The organism is Paenibacillus sp. M-152 (assembly GCF_003856555.1).
GTDB lineage: Bacteria > Bacillota > Bacilli > Paenibacillales > Paenibacillaceae > Paenibacillus > Paenibacillus polymyxa_C.
Genome location: NZ_CP034141.1, coordinates 4,909,282 through 4,931,303, shown reverse-complemented (window position 1 = coordinate 4,931,303; position 22,022 = coordinate 4,909,282). Strand labels below are relative to the sequence as shown.

Sequence of the window (22,022 nt, the reverse complement as noted above, 5' to 3'; positions counted from 1 at the left end):
TAGACTTTACGTTAATAAAAGCCATAATAAGGGTTGCCTGATGAGGACACCTTTATTATGGCTTTTGAATTTTAAGGACGTTTAGTGCAAGAGGACTCCTTATAAAGTGGCTCCTGTAGTGAGAGGATACTTGGTAAGGAAGTTAACGAGTGGAGACGCATGAATTGATAACCTATTCCAGACAAACCTAGCCACAACCCCTGGGAATCTAACGCAGTGGGCAGGCCAGTCTTAAATTTACTATGCTCGAAAAAATAACTTAATGCAATGTTGCCTTGTTTCTTTGCCTCCGCAACCCACTCTGGACGGTTAAGAGCTTGTCCAGCTAAAATTAATAACTCAATATTTCCGAGACTTCCATGACAAATGCAGTGACTTTTATTAAATCCGTATTTTAAAGTTGTATTAACTGCTATTTCGATATTTTGGACGATATCAGGTATTAAACTTGAATTTAAATAAGGCATACATAAGGTTAATCCTATGCCAATTCCACTAGCCCCATGACACCAATTAGCCAGATCATGATTCTCCTTAATATCTTGATCAATCCAGTTAAAATAGTTTGGAGAATAGGATTCTGTTAAGTGAGCAAATGCTTTCTCGGCAGTAGCATAGTAGCAATTATTTTTAGTAACTGCTGCAAGACGAAACAAAGCTGAAGCAATACCAGTACTACCGTGGCCAAAGCCTACGTAGGGGGTTGGAGATACACTAGATGTCCATGAAATCATCTCATTATTTTTTTCTCCATGTTTTAACAAGTGCTCTCCATATTGAGTTGCTACCTCTAGAGTCTTAACCGATTTTGTAAGACTATATTCATTTAAAAGAACGTGAATAACTCCAGCCGAACCTCCTAAGAGATCGAAGAAAGTATCCTCGTCTATGCTATCTTCCAAATTACTTATAATGTCCAATTTCCGCTTGCTCCAAGCATCGTTAAAACCTAATAAACTCTCAAAATGAGAGAGAGTATATAAGAGAGAAGCTTGGCCATAAAAGGCTGATGGGAATTTTAGGTGTACAGGTATTTTACTTAGCGTTGTTTCAAGTGCAGCTAGAGCTATGTTGGTGTACTTCTCCTCTTTTGAGATTTTTCCGAGATATGCTAGAAATAATGCAATGCCTGCCGTACCATCATATAATCCAGGGCTTAAGGCAGACAAATAAAGTTGTCCGCGATAATTTAGATTCATTCCAATCCAAGTTACATACCTTTTGCTTTGGCTAAACACTGATTTTTCAATTAACTCATCGCCAAGGATTTTTGCTGTCTCAAGAAAGTTTTCAGAGTGTAATGGTTTTGGACTGTAGTCGCTTGTCATTACTTTTTCATTTTGAGAGGGAGCATGTACTTTATGTACATGTTTTCCTAATGATGAGCCTGCTATGGAAGAAGAGATCCAATCGCTGTATAAAGAAATACTGTCAGTACTTAAGGATCTCAATCTATCTTCTACTATTGACATGCTTGTTCGGGTAAACACATCTTTTATACATCTGCCATAACTATCCCAAAGGTCAAGTGAATTAGGAGTACCAGTGAAATATGGAATATCTCCTGCTCGTAAATCTTGCAGTTCTGAAGAAATAATCCGATCATCCAGCCAAGAAAACCAAATCCGATCAAGTAGATTCTCTTGATTTAGAGCATCGCGACCATAATCAGGATGTCGAGATTCGAGAAGGAAATTTGTATAAAATTGTGTTGATCGCAATACGATACGAACTGGCGTATTATTAAAACTAAAGAGAGGACTTGTTGGGACTAGTAAATCCATTTTGTATTGAAGAAGCATGGAACATAATGATTGGAAACCATTTATAATTTCAGCAGTGTAGTCACCTGCATTTTTAAATTCTCCTTCCAATGAAGGGCGATTGTTACCAGTTGAAGTGGACTGAGACTTTCTAATGTATCTCATATTATCAGTATTTACATCTACTAAACTCAACACCGGGTAGGGTGTCATTTGCCGTTCTCCATTTACACCACTCAATTCAAGTCCAAATCCTTTATCATCTTGATGAAACAAGATAGGGAGGAGTGAAGTGCCTAATGGAGAATTACGGATTTTAAACTGAGCTTCTATATCTGCGGAATCGGGGACATTATGATATACCTGGTTGTGAAAGAGGGTTTCCAAATCAATCAGCATTGGATGCTCCCCGAAAGCAATTAAATTTTCAAAATGAAAATCGGTCCCATCCAGTACATATATAATGGCTAAAAGCGCTCCTAAACGTGTATAAAAACATTGAATTTCTTCTTCAGTTTTGCAAGGTTTTGCTTCGATAAATTTTTCATAACCATAACCGTCTAATGCGATAACAGAATTTCTTTGGAGAAAAGGAGAAAACCCTTTATCATTAAACCATTGAATTAATTCTTGAAAATGGAGAGAGATATCTAATGGCTTTGGCTTATACATAAACGATTGCCCGTTTGCAAGATATAACCGCATTACTGTGCGACCTTGTTGATGAGAATCACCGAACCCAGCATCAATACGTATAAGTTCTGATGAATGTAAAGAAAATGTATCGATAATCATAGATCTGTTTAGGAGATAACGGTCTAACGTCTCTTTTGTTACATTTACAAAAAGCATAGTTCTTTCAGCTAAAGTCCGGGCAATAACTGCATACTCAGAAAAAAATGATACAAGTTGTTTATGTCTTACAAATTTTTTCTCAATGAAAGAGATAAATCGTTCCTCCGGAGTTAGCCCTTCTAATTCTCCCAAAGCTTTAGCTATATTTAGTTCTAAGACAAATGATCGACCAGCGATTTGGGTCAATTGAAAAGATAATGTATGCAAGACCGAATTTATCGTACTCTCATGTAGAATAAAATCCTGAGCATTATCTATATTGCATAAGTGCTGTTTTAATTGATTTCTGGACCAAATAATAAATGGACGAACAAGAATATCCATTGTTCGAGACTCATTTTGCAAAACTGGTTGATTTTCATTCATTTTTAGAGCCTCTTCCAAAACTTGAAACCAATCTGCTTGATACTCTTTAATAACCGTTAAATAGTTCTCATCCCATTTAAGATTTTCCGTAGATTGAATCAAGGCTCCAAATATTTCTTCATTCATACTTAAAGCTTTAAATCGAGCTTCCTTTTTGGATTCTGTACTAATAAGAGCAAATTTAAACCATTCGTCAATCAGTTCTGTCGTCTTCTCTTTATCTTGTTTCCAATTTTTATAATTAAAATCTTGAAAGGCTTGATCAAAAAGGTTCTTACGTTCTTGTAAAAAGAGAGCACGCATGATCTGCTCTTTCATAAATACCCCGTCCTCGTTTATATGAAGTTAAAAAACTCAATTTTAGGAAATAAAATAACTCAGGTATACGCCAATTAAGGCGTATACCTGAGTGGCATTCACTTATTTTATCCGGCATGCCCTGGAAAACAAACTAGTACTGTGACACCAATAACAGTAACAGTAATAGTTGGAGTAGAATCTGGTTGCACTCCTAAACCGCCATGTACACGAGAAAGCTCGTCAGCGCTCAACTCGACCAAAGCGTCGCCTGCAGGATGCTCAATCCCTTCTCCAGCTACACGAAGCTTTGGATTTTTCCATGCTTGGATCATTTCTTCTTTTGTCATTATTCTTTACTCCTCTCGGGAATGTAGTGATATAAGACAAACCTAATGATAATCATATTCCCTAAAAATTTGCACTTCATAAAAGTGCATTTTAATGTAAAAACCTATAAAAATTCAAAAAAAAACGATTTTATTTTTAATTTTACAAATATATTCATTGAATATGTATTGAATTTCTTCCTTAATTATGAAAAAATATTCATAAAAGACATAGGGGGAGTGAAAATTGAGAGAAAATCAAAATTTGTCTCCAAAAGAACAAAAAGTTGCAATTTGTATAGCTCAAGGATACAAAGACAGCGAAATCTCCCGGAATTTATCTATCAGTATGAGACGTACTGCCGAAATTGTGGCTTCAATTAAAGAGAAATGGAATATAAAAACAAGAGTTGAGATTGGTATATTCGCTTATCATTACGGCTTAGTTTTTTTGACAGAAGGTATGGAGGTGCATTCCTCTGAATTTTAATAAGAAAGTACCTTTTATTGAACAGATGGAACATAGTGAATGTGGATTAGCCAGCTTGGCTATGGTTTTAGGTTTTTATGGACATAATATTTCTTTAACAGAGTTAAGAAATCAGGTTGGTGCAGTACGCGCAGGTATATCTATGCAACAACTTCAAGAAATAGGAAGTACATATCATTTAAAATCACGAGGATACCGGGCAACTGCATCTCAATTAAATGAGCTAATTGCTCCTCTGATTTTGTTATGGGATAACCAGCATTTTGTGGTTCTTGAGAAAATAAAAAAGAAAAAGGTAATAATCCTTGATCCGGCTTTTGGAAGACTCATTCTTCCTCTCAAAGAATTCACAGAGAAGTATTCGGGTTTTGCACTTTCTTTAATCCCGTTAAAGGATTTTCGGAGTAAAAGAAAAAGGCCAAAATGGATGTTCTATATCAAATTAGCTTTTAAGAGCAGGAAACTTCTTATTTCTGTATTTTTGGTCTCAATACTTCTTCAAGGATTAGGTGTTTTAATACCTAAGATCACCCAATTCTCTGTTGACAACTTACTAGAATCCAAAAATTATTCTTTTTTGGTCCCATTGGGGTGGGCTATTTTTACAATATTTCTATTTTCACAGTTATTCCAATTTTTAAGGGGTTACATGATTGCCAAGTTACAATCCCAAATGGATACTTCTATGATGACACAATTTATCGATAAGCTTTTCAAACTTCCTTTTGAGTTCTTTGAAAATCGAAAAGGAGGAGAATTGGTATTTAGAGCTAACTCTAATGTAACAATTAGAAGGGTATTATCTAATCGAGTTATAACTATATTTATTGACGGGCTTTTACTTATAACTTATGCAGCTTTAATGATTAATCTACTATGGCAAATTGGATTATTAGTTACAATTATAGGTTTTCTATTGTTACTTATTACCGTTTTAAGTTCTTTTACTACTCACCGTTTATCTCGAAAGGAGACTTCGAGCCAGGCTGAGATGCATGGTTTTTTATCAGAACATATACATGGAATTACAGACATAAAAGTTTTAGGGTTTGAGAGTAGAGTATTTAAGAAGTGGGGGGAGCTTTTTAAAAAACAACTAACTAATACGGAAAAACGTGTCATTTGGAATGCATCACTTGATTCCATGACAGTTAGCATCCAGTTTATTTTTCCCCTACTAATTCTATGGATTGGATTCCATTATGTGCTTGAGGGATGGATAACTTTCGGGGGACTCCTAGGCTTACAAACATTGTCAACTGCTTTTATGGTACCGCTTGTTTCCTTAGGATCGACTCTTAGTGAACTTGTCACTGTGGGCACATATATTCAACGAATTCAAGATGTTATTGAAAATGTAGAGGAGCCTTCAGGTAACCATAAACCGAACCATACTTTTAAAGGATATATTAAGTTTAAAGATGTTTCCTTTAATTATCATCGATTTGGAAAATATGTTTTAAAAAATATTAATCTTGAAATATTCCCAGGTGAAAAGGTTGCAATTGTGGGTGCATCAGGCTCAGGTAAAAGTACTTTGGCGAAGTTAATACTAGGACTTTATAAGGCCTCAATGGGAGAAGTCAGCGTCGATAATATCCTGCTGGATCAATGGCATTTGAGAGAGTTTCGTCAAAAAATAGGTGTTATTCTACAAGAGACAAAATTATTCAATGTTTCTATATTGGATAACATCGCCATGGACAATGGAGATTGTACCATAGATATGGTAGTTCGGGCAGCAAAGCAAGCCGATATTCACCGTTTTATTATGAGTCTCCCTTTAGGCTATCAAACTGTTGTTTCCGAGAACGGATTAAACTTTTCAGGGGGACAACGGCAACGTATTTTATTGGCGCGTGCTTTTTTGGCAGAACCTCAAATTCTCCTTTTAGATGAGGCAACAAGTTCGCTTGATAGTGTTTCAGAGCAATTGATAACAGATTTCTTACAAGAGAGACATTGTACACAGATCATTATTGCTCATCGTCTTAGTACAGTCCAACGAGCTGATAGAATAATTGTGCTTGATCAAGGGGAAATAATAGAACAAGGAAATCATCAGGAATTGATCGGTTTAAAAGGTAAATATTTTGATTTGTATAATTTGAAGAAAACTGATATTCAGGTTGAGCCAGTTTTGTGACTTGGAGACGAGAAAAATGACAAGTATAAAGTTATGTGAAATATTGTATCTAAAGCAACTCAGAAAGCTAACTAAAATGGAGGCTGCTTTATTCATTTTTTTATTAATTTTAATTCCCAATGGATTAGCTAATGCTACCTTAAGGTTAAACAGCTTGGGTTTTAAAGCAATGATGTGGGCTATCATATATGGAATCATTGGTTTTTTGATTCAATTTGGTATAAGTATATCGATTTCTAAAATGGAGGAAGTACGTTTTTTGTGGTCTATAGGAAAGGGAAATTGGTTTTTAACCCAATATACTATTGTAAAGAAAATTCCTTTTCTAATATTACTTTTATGGATCGTAGTTGGCCAGATCTTATGGGGTGTTCATCATAATTACATTTTTAGTATGGTTTCAGGATTGATCTTAGGGGTGCTTTTAGCAGAGATATTTTGGTATATAACGTTATTTAGAAAGTTCTCTGGCTATGCAATAAGCTTTTTCTTTCTATCACTGGATGTAGTCTATTTCATATTGCCAATGTCTCTGTCAGTACGTATTTTGACTTGGATTTTGTTATGTATAAGCATGGGATATATAACTCTCTATTTTGCACAACGCTCTTGGTCTGTTTTTTTACAGTATCATGGTTCAAAAAAACTTTTGGGCCGACGTGGATGGTTATCTCAATGTCCACTCCTAAAAAAAGAATTGTTATTTATTATTAGGCGAGTTAACCTGTTTTCTTTTTTTATTTTAGCTTTTGGAATTGAAGTTTTAAATTCTTATATAATTAGAGAAAGTCCGTTTATTCTTCCAATCAGTAGCGCAGTATTATCATGGTTTGCTGTTGATATCTGGGCTGTCAAGAGTCTTATTATAGAGGAAAAAGGACTACTAATATATAAAGCAACGTTATTTGCCTGGAAGAAGATGCTGCGCACTAAATGGTTAATTTTATGTGTTATAAACATAGGGATTATTTTTATGCATCAGTGGTTTTGGGGGATTTATTTACAGATTAGTCCAGTGATTTTATCAATCCAAACTATATGGAGTATATTCCTCTCAACTACTTTAATTAGTTTGGGCATGCCTTTGGGCTACAAATTTTTATCCATAGACTATTTAGGAAATTACCGTATCAAGTTTCTTGGGAGCTGGGTCATAGCAATGAGCATGCTATTACTATTGTATCTTCATCAATTTCATAAAGTATTATTTGTAGCTATATCAGTTATGATCTATACAAGATTTATACTTTTTTATAAAAAGGTATCTTAGGAGTGAGTCAACGATGACCCAAGAACATAAATCATCATTTTTACAACTGGATCAAGTTTCATTCAGTTACGGCTCCAGAGAAATTATACATGGAATAAATTTGGATATCCCAGACCACCAAATTACTGTGTTGCTAGGTCCTAATGGAGCGGGTAAATCAACTTTATTAAGTTTAATTGCTGGTCTCCATCAGGTACAAAAAGGTACAATTCGCTTCAATCAAACCATAATTGACTTTGAAAATCAAAACTATAAATCAATGGTAGGATATCTACAAGAATTTCCCTTTTATTATCCTGCACTTTCTGTATCAGAAATGATGCGACTTATTGGGGGATTACGACAGGTACCGAAGGACCAACTCGAAATGCGCATCGCTAAATGGCTGGACAGATTCAAATTAGAAGATTATCAAAATATAAAAATGGAAGAGTTATCACAAGGAACTAAAAAGAGAGTTGCATTAGCTTCAATGCTCTTACATGAACCTAGAATTCTTATATTAGATGAGCCGACTAACGGATTAGATCCTGATCAAGTGATGATTGTTAGAAGTACACTACGGGAGTATCTAACAGAAGGCAGAGTTATATTGTTATCTACCCATATTATAGGATTAGCTGAGAAATTAGCAGACCAGGTTGCCATTCTTCGAAACGGTCGGATAACATATGCAGGAAGATCTACAATTGACCTTGAACGCCTATATATAGCACATCAACATGACTAGCTTATTAGTACCCCTGATTAAAATGTTTTCAAGGAATAGAGTAACAATGAAAAAACTTGGCTAACAGTGCTCCCTGTAATGTATTTAGAGAGCAGTCGCCAAGTTTTTTTCTTGCTATCCGTCCATTGTGAGATGACTATGGTTAACCTTTGTGAGCTGCCGTTGTTTTTCTGGTATCCTCATTCACTGAGCTCACGGCACAGCCTGGGCATGACTTGCTCGATGAACAGCCAGCACAGGCGCCTTGGCGGCTTTTTCGCAAAAATCTTACCAGCACCCACGCACTGTAACCGAGGATCACCAATAAAATAATGATATTGACCATGGAATCCACTTCCTTTTATATACTCTAGGGTCTGACTTAACCCCAACCTAATAATCTGCCACACTGATAGATCAAGACGGCGATGATATATGCCACGGTCAAAGGATAGATCACAGAAAATGCGGTCCAGCGCCAGGAGAGTGTCTCCTTGCGAATAACCGCTACCGTAGCCAGACACGGCACATACAACAGAATGAACACCATAAAGCTAAATGAGGCAAGCGATGTAAAAGCATGACTGACTTGCAGTTCCAATCCCTGCATATCGGGAACATGATAAATGATATTCATCGTTGAGACGATAACCTCTTTGGCCATAAAGCCTGTAAGCAGAGACGCGCCTGCTTGCCAGGTGCCAAAACCAAGAGGGGCCAATAGAGGTGCAAACCATCCTCCAATCGTAGCGAGCAGGCTGTCATCCATTTCTACGCCAAAGCCCTGCGGACCGAAATTGGACAAGAGCCAGATGCCTACAGAGCCTGCAAGAATAATCGTTCCGGCTTTACGGACGAAGCCTTTGACCTTCTCCCATGTGCTGCGAAATAATGTAAGAGCCTGCGGCACCCGATAGGGAGGGAGCTCTACGATAAAGAGGGAGGGCTCACCTGATAAAATAGATACTTTGGAAAAAATTTTGGCAAGTATAAGCGATACGATGATCCCTAACACATACATCAGCATGATAATGCTCGCCGCATGTGACGGGAAAAATACACCTGCAAACAACGCATAGACTGGCAAGCGGGCCGAGCATGACATAAAGGGTACCAGCAACGTTGTAATGAGGCGTTCTCTTGGTTGTTCAATGGTGCGTGCTGCCATAATAGCTGGCACATTACAGCCAAATCCGATGATGAAGGGAATGAAGCTTTTTCCGTTCAAGCCCACGGCTTGCATCAAGCGATCCATGAGTATCGTGACCCGTGCCATATACCCGGAGTCTTCGATTACCGAGATAATCAGAAATAAGATAGCAATTTGAGGCAGAAAAACAAGCACACCCCCGACCCCAGCCACGATGCCGTCCACGACTAGACTTTGCGTAAAAGCGGACGCGTTCAAGTGAACGAGTAATTCAGTAATCCAGCTGCTGAGTGTCCCTGAAAAAAATTCATCCAGCATATCTGAAAGAATGGTACCCGCCCAATCGAAGGTAAACTTAAAGGTAGCGTACATTAACAGTAAAAAGATCGGAATCCCCAAGTACCGATGAGTTAGCAGTGCATCCAGCTTATCAGTCAGGCTGTGCGGTCTGAGTTTGGATGTGTCAACTGCCTTGGTGCACAGCTCAGCAATCCATGCTGTTCTTACAGAACGAATATGTTGAGCAGGGGTGCTGGCATACCCTTCCCTGAGAAGCTCTTCCTCGCAGCGCTGGATGCGTGCAGTTACTTGCTCACGCCGTGTCTCATTCGTCATCCATTCCATGACGACCGGATTGTTTTCCAGACATTGCAGTGCAGCCCAGCGGGGTTGAGGCACAGATGTATGCGGCAGCAAGTTGCAAATATCCGCAATAGCAGCTTCGACGGCAGGGCCGTAATCCAGTTGAAAAGCATTGGATGTATGTCTGACCTCTCGAAGGGAAGCAAGCATTTGCTTACTTCCACTACCTGTACGTGCCACCATCGGAATAATGGGAACGTTCAATTGATCAGCCAACAGTTCCTTGTTCACCCGAAGACCGGTGGCATCGGCTACATCGGTCATGTTTAAGCCAAGTACAAGCGGACGGCCGTATTCCAATAATTGTACGGTCAGATATAGATTGCGCTGGAGCTGGGAAGCATCCACGATGTTAATTAGCGCCGCAGGCGGTTCTTCCAGCAAATAACGGGTTGCGACGCCTTCATCCAGCGACAGAGGGAGTAAAGAGTAGGCACCCGGCAAATCCACCAATACGGCAGACTTGTCACGCAGGATTCCTGTTTTCTTTTCCACAGTGACGCCGGACCAGTTTCCTACTTCTGCATACGTACGAGTCAACTTGTTGAATAATGAGGTTTTTCCTGTATTGGGATTACCGAAAAGAGCGATCATGTCCATGTCGGAACGACCTCCAGTTGCTTCACTTGATTTTGACGGAGGCCGACTAACTGGCCGTTGCATTCAATGACGATCGGGCCGCCCAATAAACTGATCTTTTTTAAGCGTATAATGGAGCCTTCGTTGATGCCCATGTCTGTTAAACGGCGGCGCAATGAGGGGTGAAGAGTGGCAAGAGATTGCAAACGCACAGTCTGACCTAATGGTGTACGAAGGAGTGAGATACATTCTGCCATGGTGCTCAGCCTTTCTGATCTAGAATGAGAATCAATATCATTTACTTCCGATGCCAGTACCATATCATGAGGAGTACTAGATTGCTGTGATAAAATTCTCTGCGAACGACATGTTTATGTATAGCCCTCTCTGTTATATAACAGATTAAGGTGTCGCAACCTGCCTTTAAATGCACTCATACCCGCCTGCAACCGACAAAACTAGAGCGTTTGGGGCAACTGTTTTTATGGTAAGATAGAGCTGTTTACAACTATGCTAAGAAGGGCAGGAACGCTCTGTATGAACAGAAAAATCGGGGTTAGGCTTGTAAAATGTCTGGTTGCAGGTGCAGCGCTGGCTGTGTTGCTGCCGCAGGCTGTAGAGTGGGGCAACAATGTGTATGCGGCGTCGGTCAAGCCGACTCCCTCCGTATCATCGCAGCAGCTTCAAAACAAGCTTTTACAGGCAATGGCTACGCGGAGTGAAACGCTGACCTTTACATATCAAGGGCGAGTGAACGGTCTCAAGCAGCAGTTACAGACAGCCATCCAACAGGCGATGGAGAGCGATCCGTATGTGAATTATACGATCAAAAGCTACGCATTCAGCTATACAGGCACAACCACCTCCGCCCAGGTTACGATTCGTTTAAGCTACCGGGAAACGAAGGAACAGACGGCATATGTGGATAGCACAGTGCAAGCTGTGCTGGGGGATATCATTACGAAGGGAATGACGGATCATGAAAAGGTGAAGGCCATCCATGATTGGATCGTCGTTCGCCTGAAGTATGATGAAGCACAGCAAAAGTACACAGCCTATGATGGTCTGAAAACGGGAAGCACGGTCTGCCAGGGTTATTCGCTGTTGGCTTATAAAATGCTCGAACGAGCAGGGATTACAAATCGGATTGTGGAAGGTAGAGCAGGAGGGCAGTTGCATGCATGGAATCTTGTTTTATTAGATGGCCGATGGTATCACATGGATACGACATGGGATGACCCGACCCCCGATCGCGCGAACGAGGTAAGCACTTCATATTATCTGCTGACGGATTCAGAAATGCGACGGGATCACTCGTGGGTGAAACAATATCCTCAGGCGAACACATCGTACCGCGAAACCTTATCGGCATTGATAGCTGCCGGAGGAGCAAAGGCTGCCGTGTATCAAAAACTGTACAATAACCTGGAATATCCATTGCAAGACGGCAAGGGACTGGTTAAATCATCAGCTGACATTAAGGAACAGGTTCGGAAGATGATAACTAAGGGAGAAACGTCACTTACTTTTGGCTATCAAGGGACGGAACGAAGTCTTAAGGAGGATTTACAGTCCTTGTATCAACTCGACTTGAAATCCATTTCCTATCAGATTACGGATCTCGGAAGTACCGGCAATCTTCGGGTAACCCTGAAATGGACTTAATTATTCGGCTGTAAAAAAGCCACCTTATCAAAGGAGTATTCTAATTTATATGCACAAGCGTTCCTTTACCTATTTGCTTGGCACGCAGACGATGTCCAATGCGGCCGACATTCTTTACATTATGGCACTTGTGTCTTTGGTCTTTCATGAAACAGACTCGATCTTCTCTTCGGTGCTCGTTCCGTTGCTGCGGATGGGGGCGCAGATGATCAGCGGCTTTTTAGCACCGCTCATTTTGGCCCGATTCCGGCTTCCTTTTATTTTATTCGTTTCCCAGTTTGGACAACTGGCTTTCTTCGTTATTCTGCTGGGACACTTATGGTCAGTGGGCACAGAGCCCGTATGGGTGATTGTGTTCGCGTTGGTGGCAGCCATGTCCTTTCTGGACGGCTGGACTACACCTGCTCGCAATGCACTGATTCCCCGCCTTGCTTCTGGGGAAGGACTCATGCGGGCAAACAGTCTGGTATCGGTCAGTGATCAGACGGTGCAATTAGCAGGGTGGGGGCTTAGTGGTGTGCTCGTAGCTATGCTGGGCTCGGAAAAAACATTGCTGGTGGCTGGCGGTCTGTATTTGATAGCGCTGATCTTCACCAGCTTGATTCGAGATCCCCTAGAGGGCAAAGCTCATTATTTGCTTCAGCCCGGAACAAGGGTACAAAATGGGGATGTCTTGGCTTCTGAGATTGTAACCGAGCCGGGACAAGGGCAACATGACTTGCCTCCAGCGCAGTTGGAAGATAAGCTGTATGGTCCGGAATCAGAGAGCCCAGCGGTGCCTCCTAAACGTAAAAAAGAAATACTGCGTGAAGGCTGGAGTCTCATTGGAGCCAGCCGCAGATTGAAGGCTCTTATTTTTATGGATATGATTGACCTGCTGGGGGGTTCGGTTTGGGTAGGCGCGTTCACGCTTGCCTTCGCTCAGCAGGTTTTGCACAAGAGCGAGGCATGGTGGGGATACATTAATGCGGCGTATTTTGCAGGTGCGATTGGTGGTGGCATCGTAGTCCTTGCCTGTGTCAAGCATTTGCAGCGCAGACTGCTGCCCGCTATGCTGGCAGGGATGGCAGGCTACGGGCTGCTGACGGCTTGGTATGCACTGAACACATTACCGCCACTTACGCTGCTTATCGTGCTGTTGATGGGACTACCTGCGGAAATGTCGGTCGTTTCCCGCCGCACAATGATGCAAATGAGTGTGTCGGTACATGATTTGCCCAAGGTGCTGTCCGCCCAGGCTACGCTGACAAGCCTGACGTTTTGTATTTCGCTGCTTTTAATGGGCTGGATTGCAGATCATCTGGGTATCGTTAATTTGTACTTGTTTTCAGCAGTGCTAACGATGATTGCTGTCATATACGGTATTTTTAGTCGTCGTGCCTTATCTATGTCTTTATCAGCTGAAGTAGCTACTTCTTCCAAATAAACAGAAAAAGAAAAAGCCCGTCTCCGGGCATATACAGGGGAACATGCGGATAATGGTCTTGGGACCAGGTGTACCAGCGTGTTTTCCCTGATATGTGGAGACGGGCTTTTTATCACTGTGTTCTATTATTTATCCGAAGAAGGATTTGAACTCAAATCACATTCTTTTAGCGGAACGATTTTAGTACGTTTGATCCATTTGTAGCCAAGCCACAGCAGAAGGAACAGCGGCACACTCATATACGTAGCGATCATCGTTTTCCAGTCAATCTCCTGTCCGGTGAAGGCATCCGTCCCTTGCCCGATAATGACAATGATACATAGAGCAAAAGCGAACAACGGTCCGAACGGGAACCAGCGTGCTTTGTAGGGAAGCTCACTCAGACTGTGACCCTGTGCAGTAAAGGCACGGCGGAAACGATAGTGGCTGACGGCAATACCGACCCACGTAATAAATCCGCACATTCCAGAGGCATTGAGCAGCCAGTTATAGACTACACCGTCTCCGTACAAGGAGGCGAGAAAAGCAAGCATACCAACAGCAGTCGTGATCAGAAGTGCATTCATAGGAATACCACGTCGATTGATACGCCCAAGGAAACGGGGAGCCTTGCCTTCCCGTGCCAAAGCGTACAGTACCCGAGTCGCTGCATACATACCCGAGTTGCCTGCTGACAATACGGAAGTCAAAATAACGGCGTTCATGACCGAGGCAGCAATGGCAAGCCCTGCTTTTTCAAATACGAGCGTGAACGGACTGACTCCGATATCACTGATATCTCCCCGCAGCAGATTCGGATTCGTATATGGAATGATCAAACCAATCACGAGAATCGCGAGAATATAAAAGAACAAGATACGCCAGAAGATTTGACGGATGGCACGTGGCACATTGTCACGCGGATTTTCGCTTTCGCCAGCGGCTACCCCAATCAGCTCGGTTCCCTGAAAGGAAAAGCCCGCAGCCATAAATACGCCCAATACAGCGAAGAATCCACCATGGAACGGGGCATCTCCTACCGTGAAGTTGGCAAAGCCAACCGCAGGACCACCCATGATGCCGAAAATCATCAGCACCCCTACGGCCAAAAAGATGATTACAGTCACAATTTTAATCATCGCGAACCAGTATTCGGACTCACCGTAGCCTTTGACCGTCAACGCGTTCAGCAAGAAGATTATGGCCAGAAATAACAGACTCCACCAGGCAGAGTGGCTTTCCGGGAACCAGTATTTGATTAGCACGGTCGCTGCTGCCAATTCGGCAGCAATCGTTACTGCCCAGTTGTACCAGAAGTTCCAGCCCATGGCAAAACCAAAAGCCGGATCGACGAAGCGACCTGCATAGGTATTAAAAGAACCGGATTCAGGCATAAACGTAGCCAGCTCACCGAGGCTGGTCATTAAGAAGTAGACCATGAGGCCAACTGCTGCGTAAGCCAGCAGGGCACCGCCGGGTCCAGCTTCGGCGACCGCGCCTCCACTGGCGAGGAACAGCCCTGTTCCGATAGAGCCGCCGAGGGCGATCATCGTCATATGACGGGCTTTGAGACTTTTCCGCAAGGTTGCGTCAGATGTTGCTTTGTGTTGCACGTTCAAACACTCCTTCATGAAATTGTATTTCATGTCAGGGCAAGAGCCAGAAGGAGGGGGAGTATATAAATCAAAAGACCGCAGGGAATACGCCTGCGGTCTTGTCTATGCATTCCGCACCATACCTTCTTCTATAACAAGATAGCTCAACACACGTGTCTGTGTTAGGACATCGCGTGACAGTTCTGCTCCTTTCGGTTAGCAGCCCCAGCATACGGAGTATTTACAAAGAGTCGGCTCCGCATACTTCGGCGGGTGTACCTTTCTACTGGAATCTCAGACGGCTCTTGTCGTCTCCTCCAGTGTACTGATTACATCCGCGACCTCTACCTCATCATAAAACAGGTTGATGAGGTGTATGACATGATATTATATTGTATAGTGAACTATAGTATATCGTACCTGTACACTTTCTGACAATCGACAATTTTTTGGAATCCATTTATTGAATCTTAAATCAGGAGTTCCGCTTGGCCATTTGCTGCCACACCGTACCTGCGGCTTGTTCGCCTGATTCGATGCGCTCCAGTGCCATTTTAGCTTGCAGACTGACCTCAAATTCGGGGTCATCGACGGCCTTCTCCAGCGCATCACGCGCATCCTCGGTTCCAACCTCGTATAGAAAACGGGCTGCACGCCAGCGAACCAGCTTGCTGCTGTCCGACAGGGCTCCGATCATAGCGCTGGTAGCGACGGGATCGCCAATGTCCGACAACGTGTCGCCAGCAGTGCGGCGTACTGCCGCTGAAGGATCGCGCAGCGCCTCGAACAGCAGTTCCATTGCCTCCGGTGAACGAATATCGCCCAGATAGACGACTCCCAGCCGCCGTAGCTGCATTTTGTCGTCATGTAGTGCTTGCCGGATCAACGGCAAATGCTCAGGCGTCGGCTCCAGCCGATCCAGCGCAGCGTAGCGTGTGCGCCAGTCTTCGTGTTGGAGGGCCTGCTTCAGCTCGGCATCGCTCCACTCGCGGCGTTCCTCCACGAATTCGCTGTTGTCCGCGCCGTGGGCAATCGCCTGCTGGATAATTTGTTCCAGCCGTTCCTGCGGAAAGGCTGCCTCTAATTCCTGCTCAACCTCGCGGGCAATATCCGGCAGCTCACCGTAGCGGACGCCGTAATCACTCAGCTTGCGTTCCTTGATCAGTGTTGCACTTGCCACGCGGGTAACGGCTTGCACGAAGCGGTCGGATAAGGAAATTCGTTCCTCCTGCTGTCCAGCCTTAACGCGAATTTGCATGGGAAGACCGCGGAAAAATTGAACAAAAACCTGTGCTTCGCCAAACGCTTCCCCAGAGGTTTCCTCCGGTAAATCCCAGTTTGCGTCAGCACCTTCCTCGCCTAGCTGATCCCGGACTTGGCCCAGAATAGTAGACCAATCCGCATTTCCTTTACGGTCAAGGGCTACAAAATCGGTCGTGTGAAACACGCTTTTGACCCCTTCAATCGCCAGCATACGCCGGATAAATGGGGGAGCGGAGCGCTCATTGTCTCGTGTATATGTTCTGCGGATACCCGCTTCCAGTCGCTCATCCAGATGCAGCATCATGGTGTTCGGACTGGGAGTTGGCTCGATAGATGTTATCTTCATAGCTCGGTACAGCCTCCTGTTCAAAAGTTCTCCATATATCATATATAGCTTATCTGTATTGTACCTCATTCTGTGTATGTCTCCAAAGAAAGAGTTTTTATTTACGAAGAAAATACAATGACATATATCACACGATTTAGATGGGTTTACCTGATAAATAGAAGTTTTTTTAAAATAAAAACAGGATGCTATATAAGCCAAACTCGAAAAAATGAACATGAAAACGGAGTAGGCGGAATGGTGCTGTACAAGCGTAGCGGTCGCTTTTGTCCCCGGATTTTTACCCTATTCATAGGCTTTATTCTAGAAATCCGGGGGCGGTGGCGATGGGAAGTACCATCCGACTGCGCAGTGGCACTATAGGTAACTTTTAAGTTCGGTTTTAGTTTGATGTTGTATTATGCATCCCGCTTCAGCGGATTGTTCTGACGGCGGTGAATGAGCAGAGAGGCGATAAATCCCACAGACAGAACTGCCGCCAGCAGCATAAACGTAGTCATCTGATTGCCGCCATTTCCCATCAAACGAATGGAAAGCATAGGTGCTAGACTCGTACCGGCAAACAAAATGAAGGTATACAGTGAGACGGCTATGGCCCTTGCTGTACCGCCGAGCTGGCCAACTATTGCAATAAGTGAAGGGACACTCAGGGCAATGCCGCTAACAAAACATACACTTAATACCACGATAGCTATTAGAGAATGCGTCATTCCCATCAGCGCCAAGCTGAGAATGGAAAGAAGAAGAGCTGTACGTAGTAAAAGGTGAACACCGAACTTCAGGGCCAGTTGTCCGGCGAACGGTGAGAGAAGCATGCCGATGATGCCAGCGGATCTGACGTATAGCATCTGTCTGCTATTCAGGCCAAATTCGGGACTGCCAAGGTAGCTTCCCAAAACCGTATACATGCTCACAAAGGACATCAGAAGAACAAAAGCGATTGTGTAGCTTAACCATAAAGGATACGAACGCAGAACGCTCCCCAACTGACCAAAGGCTGCCCAAATGCGAACTCCTCGTTGCGGAGAGGGAGCTTTAGGCAGAAAAAAAAGAACGATCAGGAAGGTGATGGCGTACAAAACACCTAGCATCCGAAATACCATATTCCATCCGATTTGTTCGCTGATGACAATACTAAATACCTGTCCGGTAATACCTGCCACGAGAAAGCCAGTGCTGATAAAGCCGATAGCTGTTACCCGTTTTTCAGTCGGAAACATATCTACGGCATATGCGAGAGCAACGGGGGAAAAGGTGGCTGCCGCCAAACCCTGAAGCAAGCGTAGTGCAACTAATACGGAATACTGACTGGTTAAGCTGAGGGAAAACGACAGGATCGTCAATGCGAGCAGTCCAGCGACGATAACCGGCTTGCGTCCAAAGCGATCAGACAATCCTCCATAAATAAGACATCCCACCGCAAAGCCTAAGGAAAAGATACTTCCCGGCAGAGCTGCTTCAGCTAGTGTTTTTTCAAATACTTTAGCGAAGAGAGGGACCAAAGGGATCGTTACATATAGGCTGGACATCACGGCAACCGCTGACCAGCATAGGATTACAATCATCCATGTATAAGGGAGAGCAACATTTTCCTTCTGTATAACGCTATCATTTGTTCGTAATTTACTCATCAATAGAACACTCCTTCATCAAATAAGTAGTTTGAGATACAAACAATTAAATATATTAGATAACCTAATTATATGTTCAAAAAAAAATTACCTGCCCACCCCCAGTTTGTCTTCCATATGATGATGGATTTTTTCTATAATCCGTAAAAAAATAATCTGCTCCTCGGGCTCCAAAATACTCGCTAGGGAAGCACAGGAAGACCAAAATACAGGGAGCACTTGCTGTACAAGGTGAGAACCCGTTTCTGTAATGCGTACATGAATTTTGCGCCGATCTGTAGGACTATGTTCTCTGATAATCCAGCCTCGTTGCTCTGTCCAATCCAGGAGGGATGTAACAGATGCACGACGAATTCCCAGACGGTCGGCTATCATAGAAGGGCTCATCTGAGCTTGGGATTGGTGCAGTGTCAACAGCAACAATAAATCTAGCTTACTCTCTGTCAGGCCGTAAGCAGCCAGATCCAAATCTATTGCGTCGAGCGTATTATCACTGGTCCATAGCAAAAAGAGACCAATACGGGCAAGTTGCCGATCCGTTTCTGCAAGGGCAGTTTGATCCATTAACTCCAGGTAAGGTTCTGGTCCCAGACGAGGAAGAGGCTGCTGGATGGTGTCCCGCTTACTTTGTTTTGGCGGCATAAGTTCACTCTTTTCATATAATTAGGTTATCTAACTATATCTAAATATAACGTATTGCCATGCAAAAGACAATATCTAGCAAGAAATACTGCTACATTCCATACAGAAGCAGGGTTAAAAATCAGTTGAATGAACCAAACTGTGAGTAGGTTACCAAATTGCGCCAATAGATAAGTGAAGGAGGCGTTCCTATGTTCCGCAAGCAGGAAAGAACGCTCATTATTGTATGTATAGTAATTGCGGCCATTATGCTATATGCCGTAATTAAAAGCATAGCTCGCTTGACTCCCTAGTTGGTAATCAAGAGTGATTTCGAAGTTTTCCCTATTAAAAATGTGAAATGAAGGAGTGAAACCCATTTGTCTTCACTGGACCCTGTATTGCTAAGCCGGATGCTGACCGGGATTACCCTGTTTGTTCATATCGTATTTGCATCCATCGGCGTTGGTGTACCTTTAATGATTGCACTTGCAGAATGGCGTGGGCTGCGAACCGGTGATCCGCATTATACACTACTGGCCCGGAGATGGGCGAGAGGGTTTGTCATCACTGTTGCCGTGGGTGTCGTTACAGGCACCTCCATTGGTCTGCAGCTCAGCTTGCTTTGGCCTACCTTTATGCGGGTGGCTGGACAAGCGATTGCACTGCCCCTGTTTTTAGAGACGTTTGCTTTTTTTATCGAAGCAATATTCCTAGGCATCTACTTGTATACTTGGGATCGGTTTAAAAGTAAATATTTTCACTTAATGCTGCTCATCCCGGTAGCGATTGCCTCGTCTGCATCAGCGGTTTTTATTACGACTGTGAACTCGTTCATGAACCAACCTCAAGGCTTTACACTCAAAAATGGAGTCATGACCAATATTCATCCCATCGAGGCTATGCTAAACCCGGCCACGCCGACCAAAGTGTCTCATGTACTGGCTTCCTCGTATACATTGAGCGCAGGGGTGCTGATGGGGCTGGCTGCTTACAGCATGCTGCGAGGGCGTAATCACCCTTATTTTAAAAAGGCGCTGAAGCTGACCGCCACCTGTACCATTGTGTTTGCCATCAGTACAGTGATGATTGGAGACGCATCAGGTAAATTTCTGGCCAAATATCAGCCGGAGAAGCTGGCTGCCGCCGAATGGCATTTTGATACGATGACGCACGCCCCCTTTGTATATGGTGGCTTTATGGATGAAAACGGTGAAATCAAATACGCTCTGAAAGTGCCTTATGCACTTAGTGTGTTGGCCGGGAATTTGCCTAGTACGGAGGTTAAGGGGTTAAATGACTATCCGGTGGAGGAGCGTCCGCCGCTGTCTATTCATTATATGTTTGACCTCAAGATCACCACAGGAGTGCTGATTCTCGTCATCCCACTGCTATATCTGATCCGCAAGCGTTTGCCAGGTCGCAAACCCTACCCCAGATGGCTGCTGTTAGCGCTCATTCTGGTCGGACCGATGGCGATGGTAGCTATTGAGCTGGGCTGGATGTTTGCGGAGGTCGGCAGACAGCCGTGGATTTTACGCGGATATATGAAGGTGTCCGAAGCAGCAACTACTTCTACAAGTGTTGGGTGGATGCTAGTGTTGTTTGTTATTTTGTATCTGGTGTTGTGCTTCTCGGCCATCAAGGTACTCAGCAAACTATTCCGTAATAAGGATGCCGTGGAAGAGATAAGACAGCTGGGCCTGGAAGGGGCTGAAGGCAAGTGAGCTATGAAATTGTAGGCATCGCCATTTTGTGGACCTTCCTGTTTGGATATTTGCTTGTGGCATCCATTGATTTTGGTGCAGGCTTTTTCAGCTTTTACAGTGTGCTGACAGGCCACCAGAACAAAATCCACAATATCATTCAACGGTATCTGTCTCCAGTATGGGAGGTTACGAACGTATTTCTCATCTTTTTTGTGGTGGGATTGAACGGTTTTTTCCCGGATGCAGCTTATTACTATGGGACGGCGTTACTCGTTCCCGGTAGTATTGCAATCGTGCTGCTCGCGATCCGGGGAGTATATTATGCTTACAATACGTATGGGCATTCGGGTAAAAATAATATCGTCTACATGGCGTTGTATGGTGCGACTGGATTACTGATTCCCGCGGCACTGTCGACGGTCCTCGCTATTTCGGAAGGCGGCATTATTTTGGAAAACAGCACAGGTGTTCATCTCCAATGGGGTCAGCTATTAAGCAACCCTTACACGTGGGCGGTTATTATTCTGGCGCTGGTGAGTGTATTGTATATATCGGCGATGTTTTTGTGCTTTTATGCCAAAAGGGCAGGGGACAAGGTCGCTTTCGAAATTGTACGAGGGTACGCGTTGCTCTGGAGTGCTCCTACGATTTTGGCGAGTTTGTTCGCATTTTTTCAAATTAACAAACAAAATCCGGACCATTTTGCCAATATGCTCAGTATGGCCTGGATGTTTGTCGCATCCTTCATATGCTTTGTGGGGGCAGTTTATCTGGTCTGGCAGCGGCGCCATTTGGGTATTTCCTTTATCCTGGTGATGCTGCAATTTGCATTTGCCTGGTATGGCTATGGCCGGTCACATCTTCCGTATGTTTTGTATCCCTACATTAATGTGTATGACAGCTTTACGAACTCTACGATGGCATATGCATTGATTACGGCGTTTGTTGCGGGTCTGCTAGTGCTGATTCCTTCGCTGATCCTGATATTGAGATTGTTCCTGTTCGATGCAAAGTATGTACGAGGACAAGCGGGAAAGAAAGGGTGAGTTAGAGTGGTTGCTTTCGAGCATTTTACGATCATGTATGAGTCGCCGATCATTATCGTGGTGGCGATTGTGTTTTTGTTCATTTATTCGGCACGCTTTAAGAACCCACAGGACTGACAATAACATGTGGAGCAGGCCTTCTGAT

General features: G+C 43.4%; 18 protein-coding genes and 1 riboswitch. Of the genes, 9 read left to right on the top strand and 9 right to left on the bottom strand.

Features of this window, described 5'->3' with window-relative positions:
• Positions 1–71: 71 nt before the first annotated feature.
• Positions 72–3,302 (bottom strand): type 2 lanthipeptide synthetase LanM family protein, encoded by a 3,231-nt coding sequence (locus tag EGM68_RS21690; protein WP_129549985.1) that lies wholly within the window; start codon positions 3,300–3,302, stop codon positions 72–74.
• Between the two features lie 107 nt (positions 3,303–3,409).
• Positions 3,410–3,631, bottom strand: a complete 222-nt coding sequence (locus EGM68_RS21685) for a mersacidin family lantibiotic (protein ID WP_013373086.1) — start codon at positions 3,629–3,631, stop codon at positions 3,410–3,412.
• Between the two features lie 226 nt (positions 3,632–3,857).
• Here EGM68_RS21685 and EGM68_RS21680 point away from each other — a divergent pair, with 226 nt between their 5' ends.
• From EGM68_RS21680 to EGM68_RS21665, 4 genes are read left to right on the top strand one after another with little or no spacing between them, the layout of a single operon-like run.
• Entirely contained in the window at positions 3,858–4,100 is a 243-nt protein-coding gene (locus tag EGM68_RS21680) for a response regulator transcription factor (RefSeq protein ID WP_025674810.1), read from the top strand.
• Entirely contained in the window at positions 4,084–6,246 is a 2,163-nt protein-coding gene (locus EGM68_RS21675) for a peptidase domain-containing ABC transporter (protein ID WP_481855693.1), read from the top strand. The genes EGM68_RS21680 and EGM68_RS21675 overlap by 17 nt, the downstream gene beginning before the upstream one ends.
• Before the next feature lie 16 nt (positions 6,247–6,262).
• A complete protein-coding gene (locus EGM68_RS21670; protein WP_025674814.1) occupies positions 6,263–7,516 on the top strand; it encodes a hypothetical protein in 1,254 nt (417 codons plus the stop codon).
• Between the two features lie 13 nt (positions 7,517–7,529).
• Positions 7,530–8,246, top strand: a complete 717-nt coding sequence (locus tag EGM68_RS21665; RefSeq protein WP_025674816.1) for an ABC transporter ATP-binding protein — start codon at positions 7,530–7,532, stop codon at positions 8,244–8,246.
• 142 nt (positions 8,247–8,388) lie between these two features.
• On the opposite strand, the gene EGM68_RS21660 is transcribed toward EGM68_RS21665, so the two are convergent.
• The 3 genes from EGM68_RS21660 to EGM68_RS21650 are packed head-to-tail and all read right to left on the bottom strand — an operon-like array spanning position 8,389 to position 10,853.
• Positions 8,389–8,571 carry a FeoB-associated Cys-rich membrane protein gene (locus EGM68_RS21660; RefSeq protein ID WP_013373081.1) on the bottom strand — a complete coding sequence of 61 codons (183 nt, stop codon included), beginning with the start codon at positions 8,569–8,571 and terminating at the stop codon, positions 8,389–8,391.
• A 36-nt stretch (positions 8,572–8,607) separates the two neighbouring features.
• A complete protein-coding gene (feoB, locus tag EGM68_RS21655) occupies positions 8,608–10,617 on the bottom strand; it encodes a ferrous iron transport protein B (RefSeq protein ID WP_058710433.1) in 2,010 nt (669 codons plus the stop codon).
• Positions 10,608–10,853: a FeoA family protein gene (locus EGM68_RS21650; RefSeq protein WP_025674821.1), complete on the bottom strand. Its 246-nt coding sequence runs from the start codon at positions 10,851–10,853 to the stop codon at positions 10,608–10,610. The genes feoB and EGM68_RS21650 overlap by 10 nt, the downstream gene beginning before the upstream one ends.
• Positions 10,854–11,133: 280 nt before the next feature.
• Here EGM68_RS21650 and EGM68_RS21645 point away from each other — a divergent pair, with 280 nt between their 5' ends.
• Together EGM68_RS21645 and EGM68_RS21640 are read left to right on the top strand one after the other, a co-directional pair.
• Positions 11,134–12,261, top strand: coding sequence for a transglutaminase domain-containing protein (locus EGM68_RS21645; protein WP_025674823.1), 1,128 nt, complete (start codon positions 11,134–11,136; stop codon positions 12,259–12,261).
• Between the two features lie 49 nt (positions 12,262–12,310).
• Entirely contained in the window at positions 12,311–13,687 is a 1,377-nt protein-coding gene (locus EGM68_RS21640) for an MFS transporter (RefSeq protein ID WP_129549983.1), read from the top strand.
• Positions 13,688–13,812: 125 nt separating this feature from the next.
• On the opposite strand, the gene EGM68_RS21635 is transcribed toward EGM68_RS21640, so the two are convergent.
• The 4 genes from EGM68_RS21635 to EGM68_RS21620 form a co-directional block, all read right to left on the bottom strand.
• The gene (locus EGM68_RS21635) at positions 13,813–15,279 is read right to left on the bottom strand and encodes an amino acid permease (RefSeq protein WP_013373076.1); all 1,467 of its coding nucleotides are present in this window, start codon (positions 15,277–15,279) and stop codon (positions 13,813–13,815) included.
• A gap of 134 nt (positions 15,280–15,413) precedes the next feature.
• A riboswitch (Lysine riboswitch) is annotated at positions 15,414–15,616 on the bottom strand.
• A 120-nt stretch (positions 15,617–15,736) separates the two neighbouring features.
• Complete coding sequence (locus EGM68_RS21630) at positions 15,737–16,870, bottom strand: virulence factor (protein WP_025674828.1); 1,134 nt, start codon at positions 16,868–16,870, stop codon at positions 15,737–15,739.
• 398 nt (positions 16,871–17,268) lie between these two features.
• A complete protein-coding gene (locus EGM68_RS21625) occupies positions 17,269–18,501 on the bottom strand; it encodes an MFS transporter (protein ID WP_129549982.1) in 1,233 nt (410 codons plus the stop codon).
• 87 nt (positions 18,502–18,588) lie between these two features.
• Positions 18,589–19,143, bottom strand: a complete 555-nt coding sequence (locus EGM68_RS21620; RefSeq protein ID WP_129549981.1) for a MarR family winged helix-turn-helix transcriptional regulator — start codon at positions 19,141–19,143, stop codon at positions 18,589–18,591.
• Between the two features lie 359 nt (positions 19,144–19,502).
• On the opposite strand from EGM68_RS21620, the gene EGM68_RS21615 reads away from it, so the two are divergent.
• The 3 genes from EGM68_RS21615 to cydS are packed head-to-tail and all read left to right on the top strand — an operon-like array spanning position 19,503 to position 21,994.
• Positions 19,503–20,849 (top strand): cytochrome ubiquinol oxidase subunit I, encoded by a 1,347-nt coding sequence (locus tag EGM68_RS21615; RefSeq protein WP_013373071.1) that lies wholly within the window; start codon positions 19,503–19,505, stop codon positions 20,847–20,849.
• Complete coding sequence (locus EGM68_RS21610; protein ID WP_058831087.1) at positions 20,846–21,877, top strand: cytochrome d ubiquinol oxidase subunit II; 1,032 nt, start codon at positions 20,846–20,848, stop codon at positions 21,875–21,877. Before EGM68_RS21615 ends, EGM68_RS21610 begins: the two co-directional genes overlap by 4 nt.
• Before the next feature lie 6 nt (positions 21,878–21,883).
• On the top strand, positions 21,884–21,994 hold the full coding sequence (gene cydS / locus EGM68_RS26580) for a cytochrome bd oxidase small subunit CydS family protein (protein ID WP_014278118.1): 111 nt from the start codon (positions 21,884–21,886) through the stop codon (positions 21,992–21,994).
• Positions 21,995–22,022 lie beyond the last annotated feature (28 nt).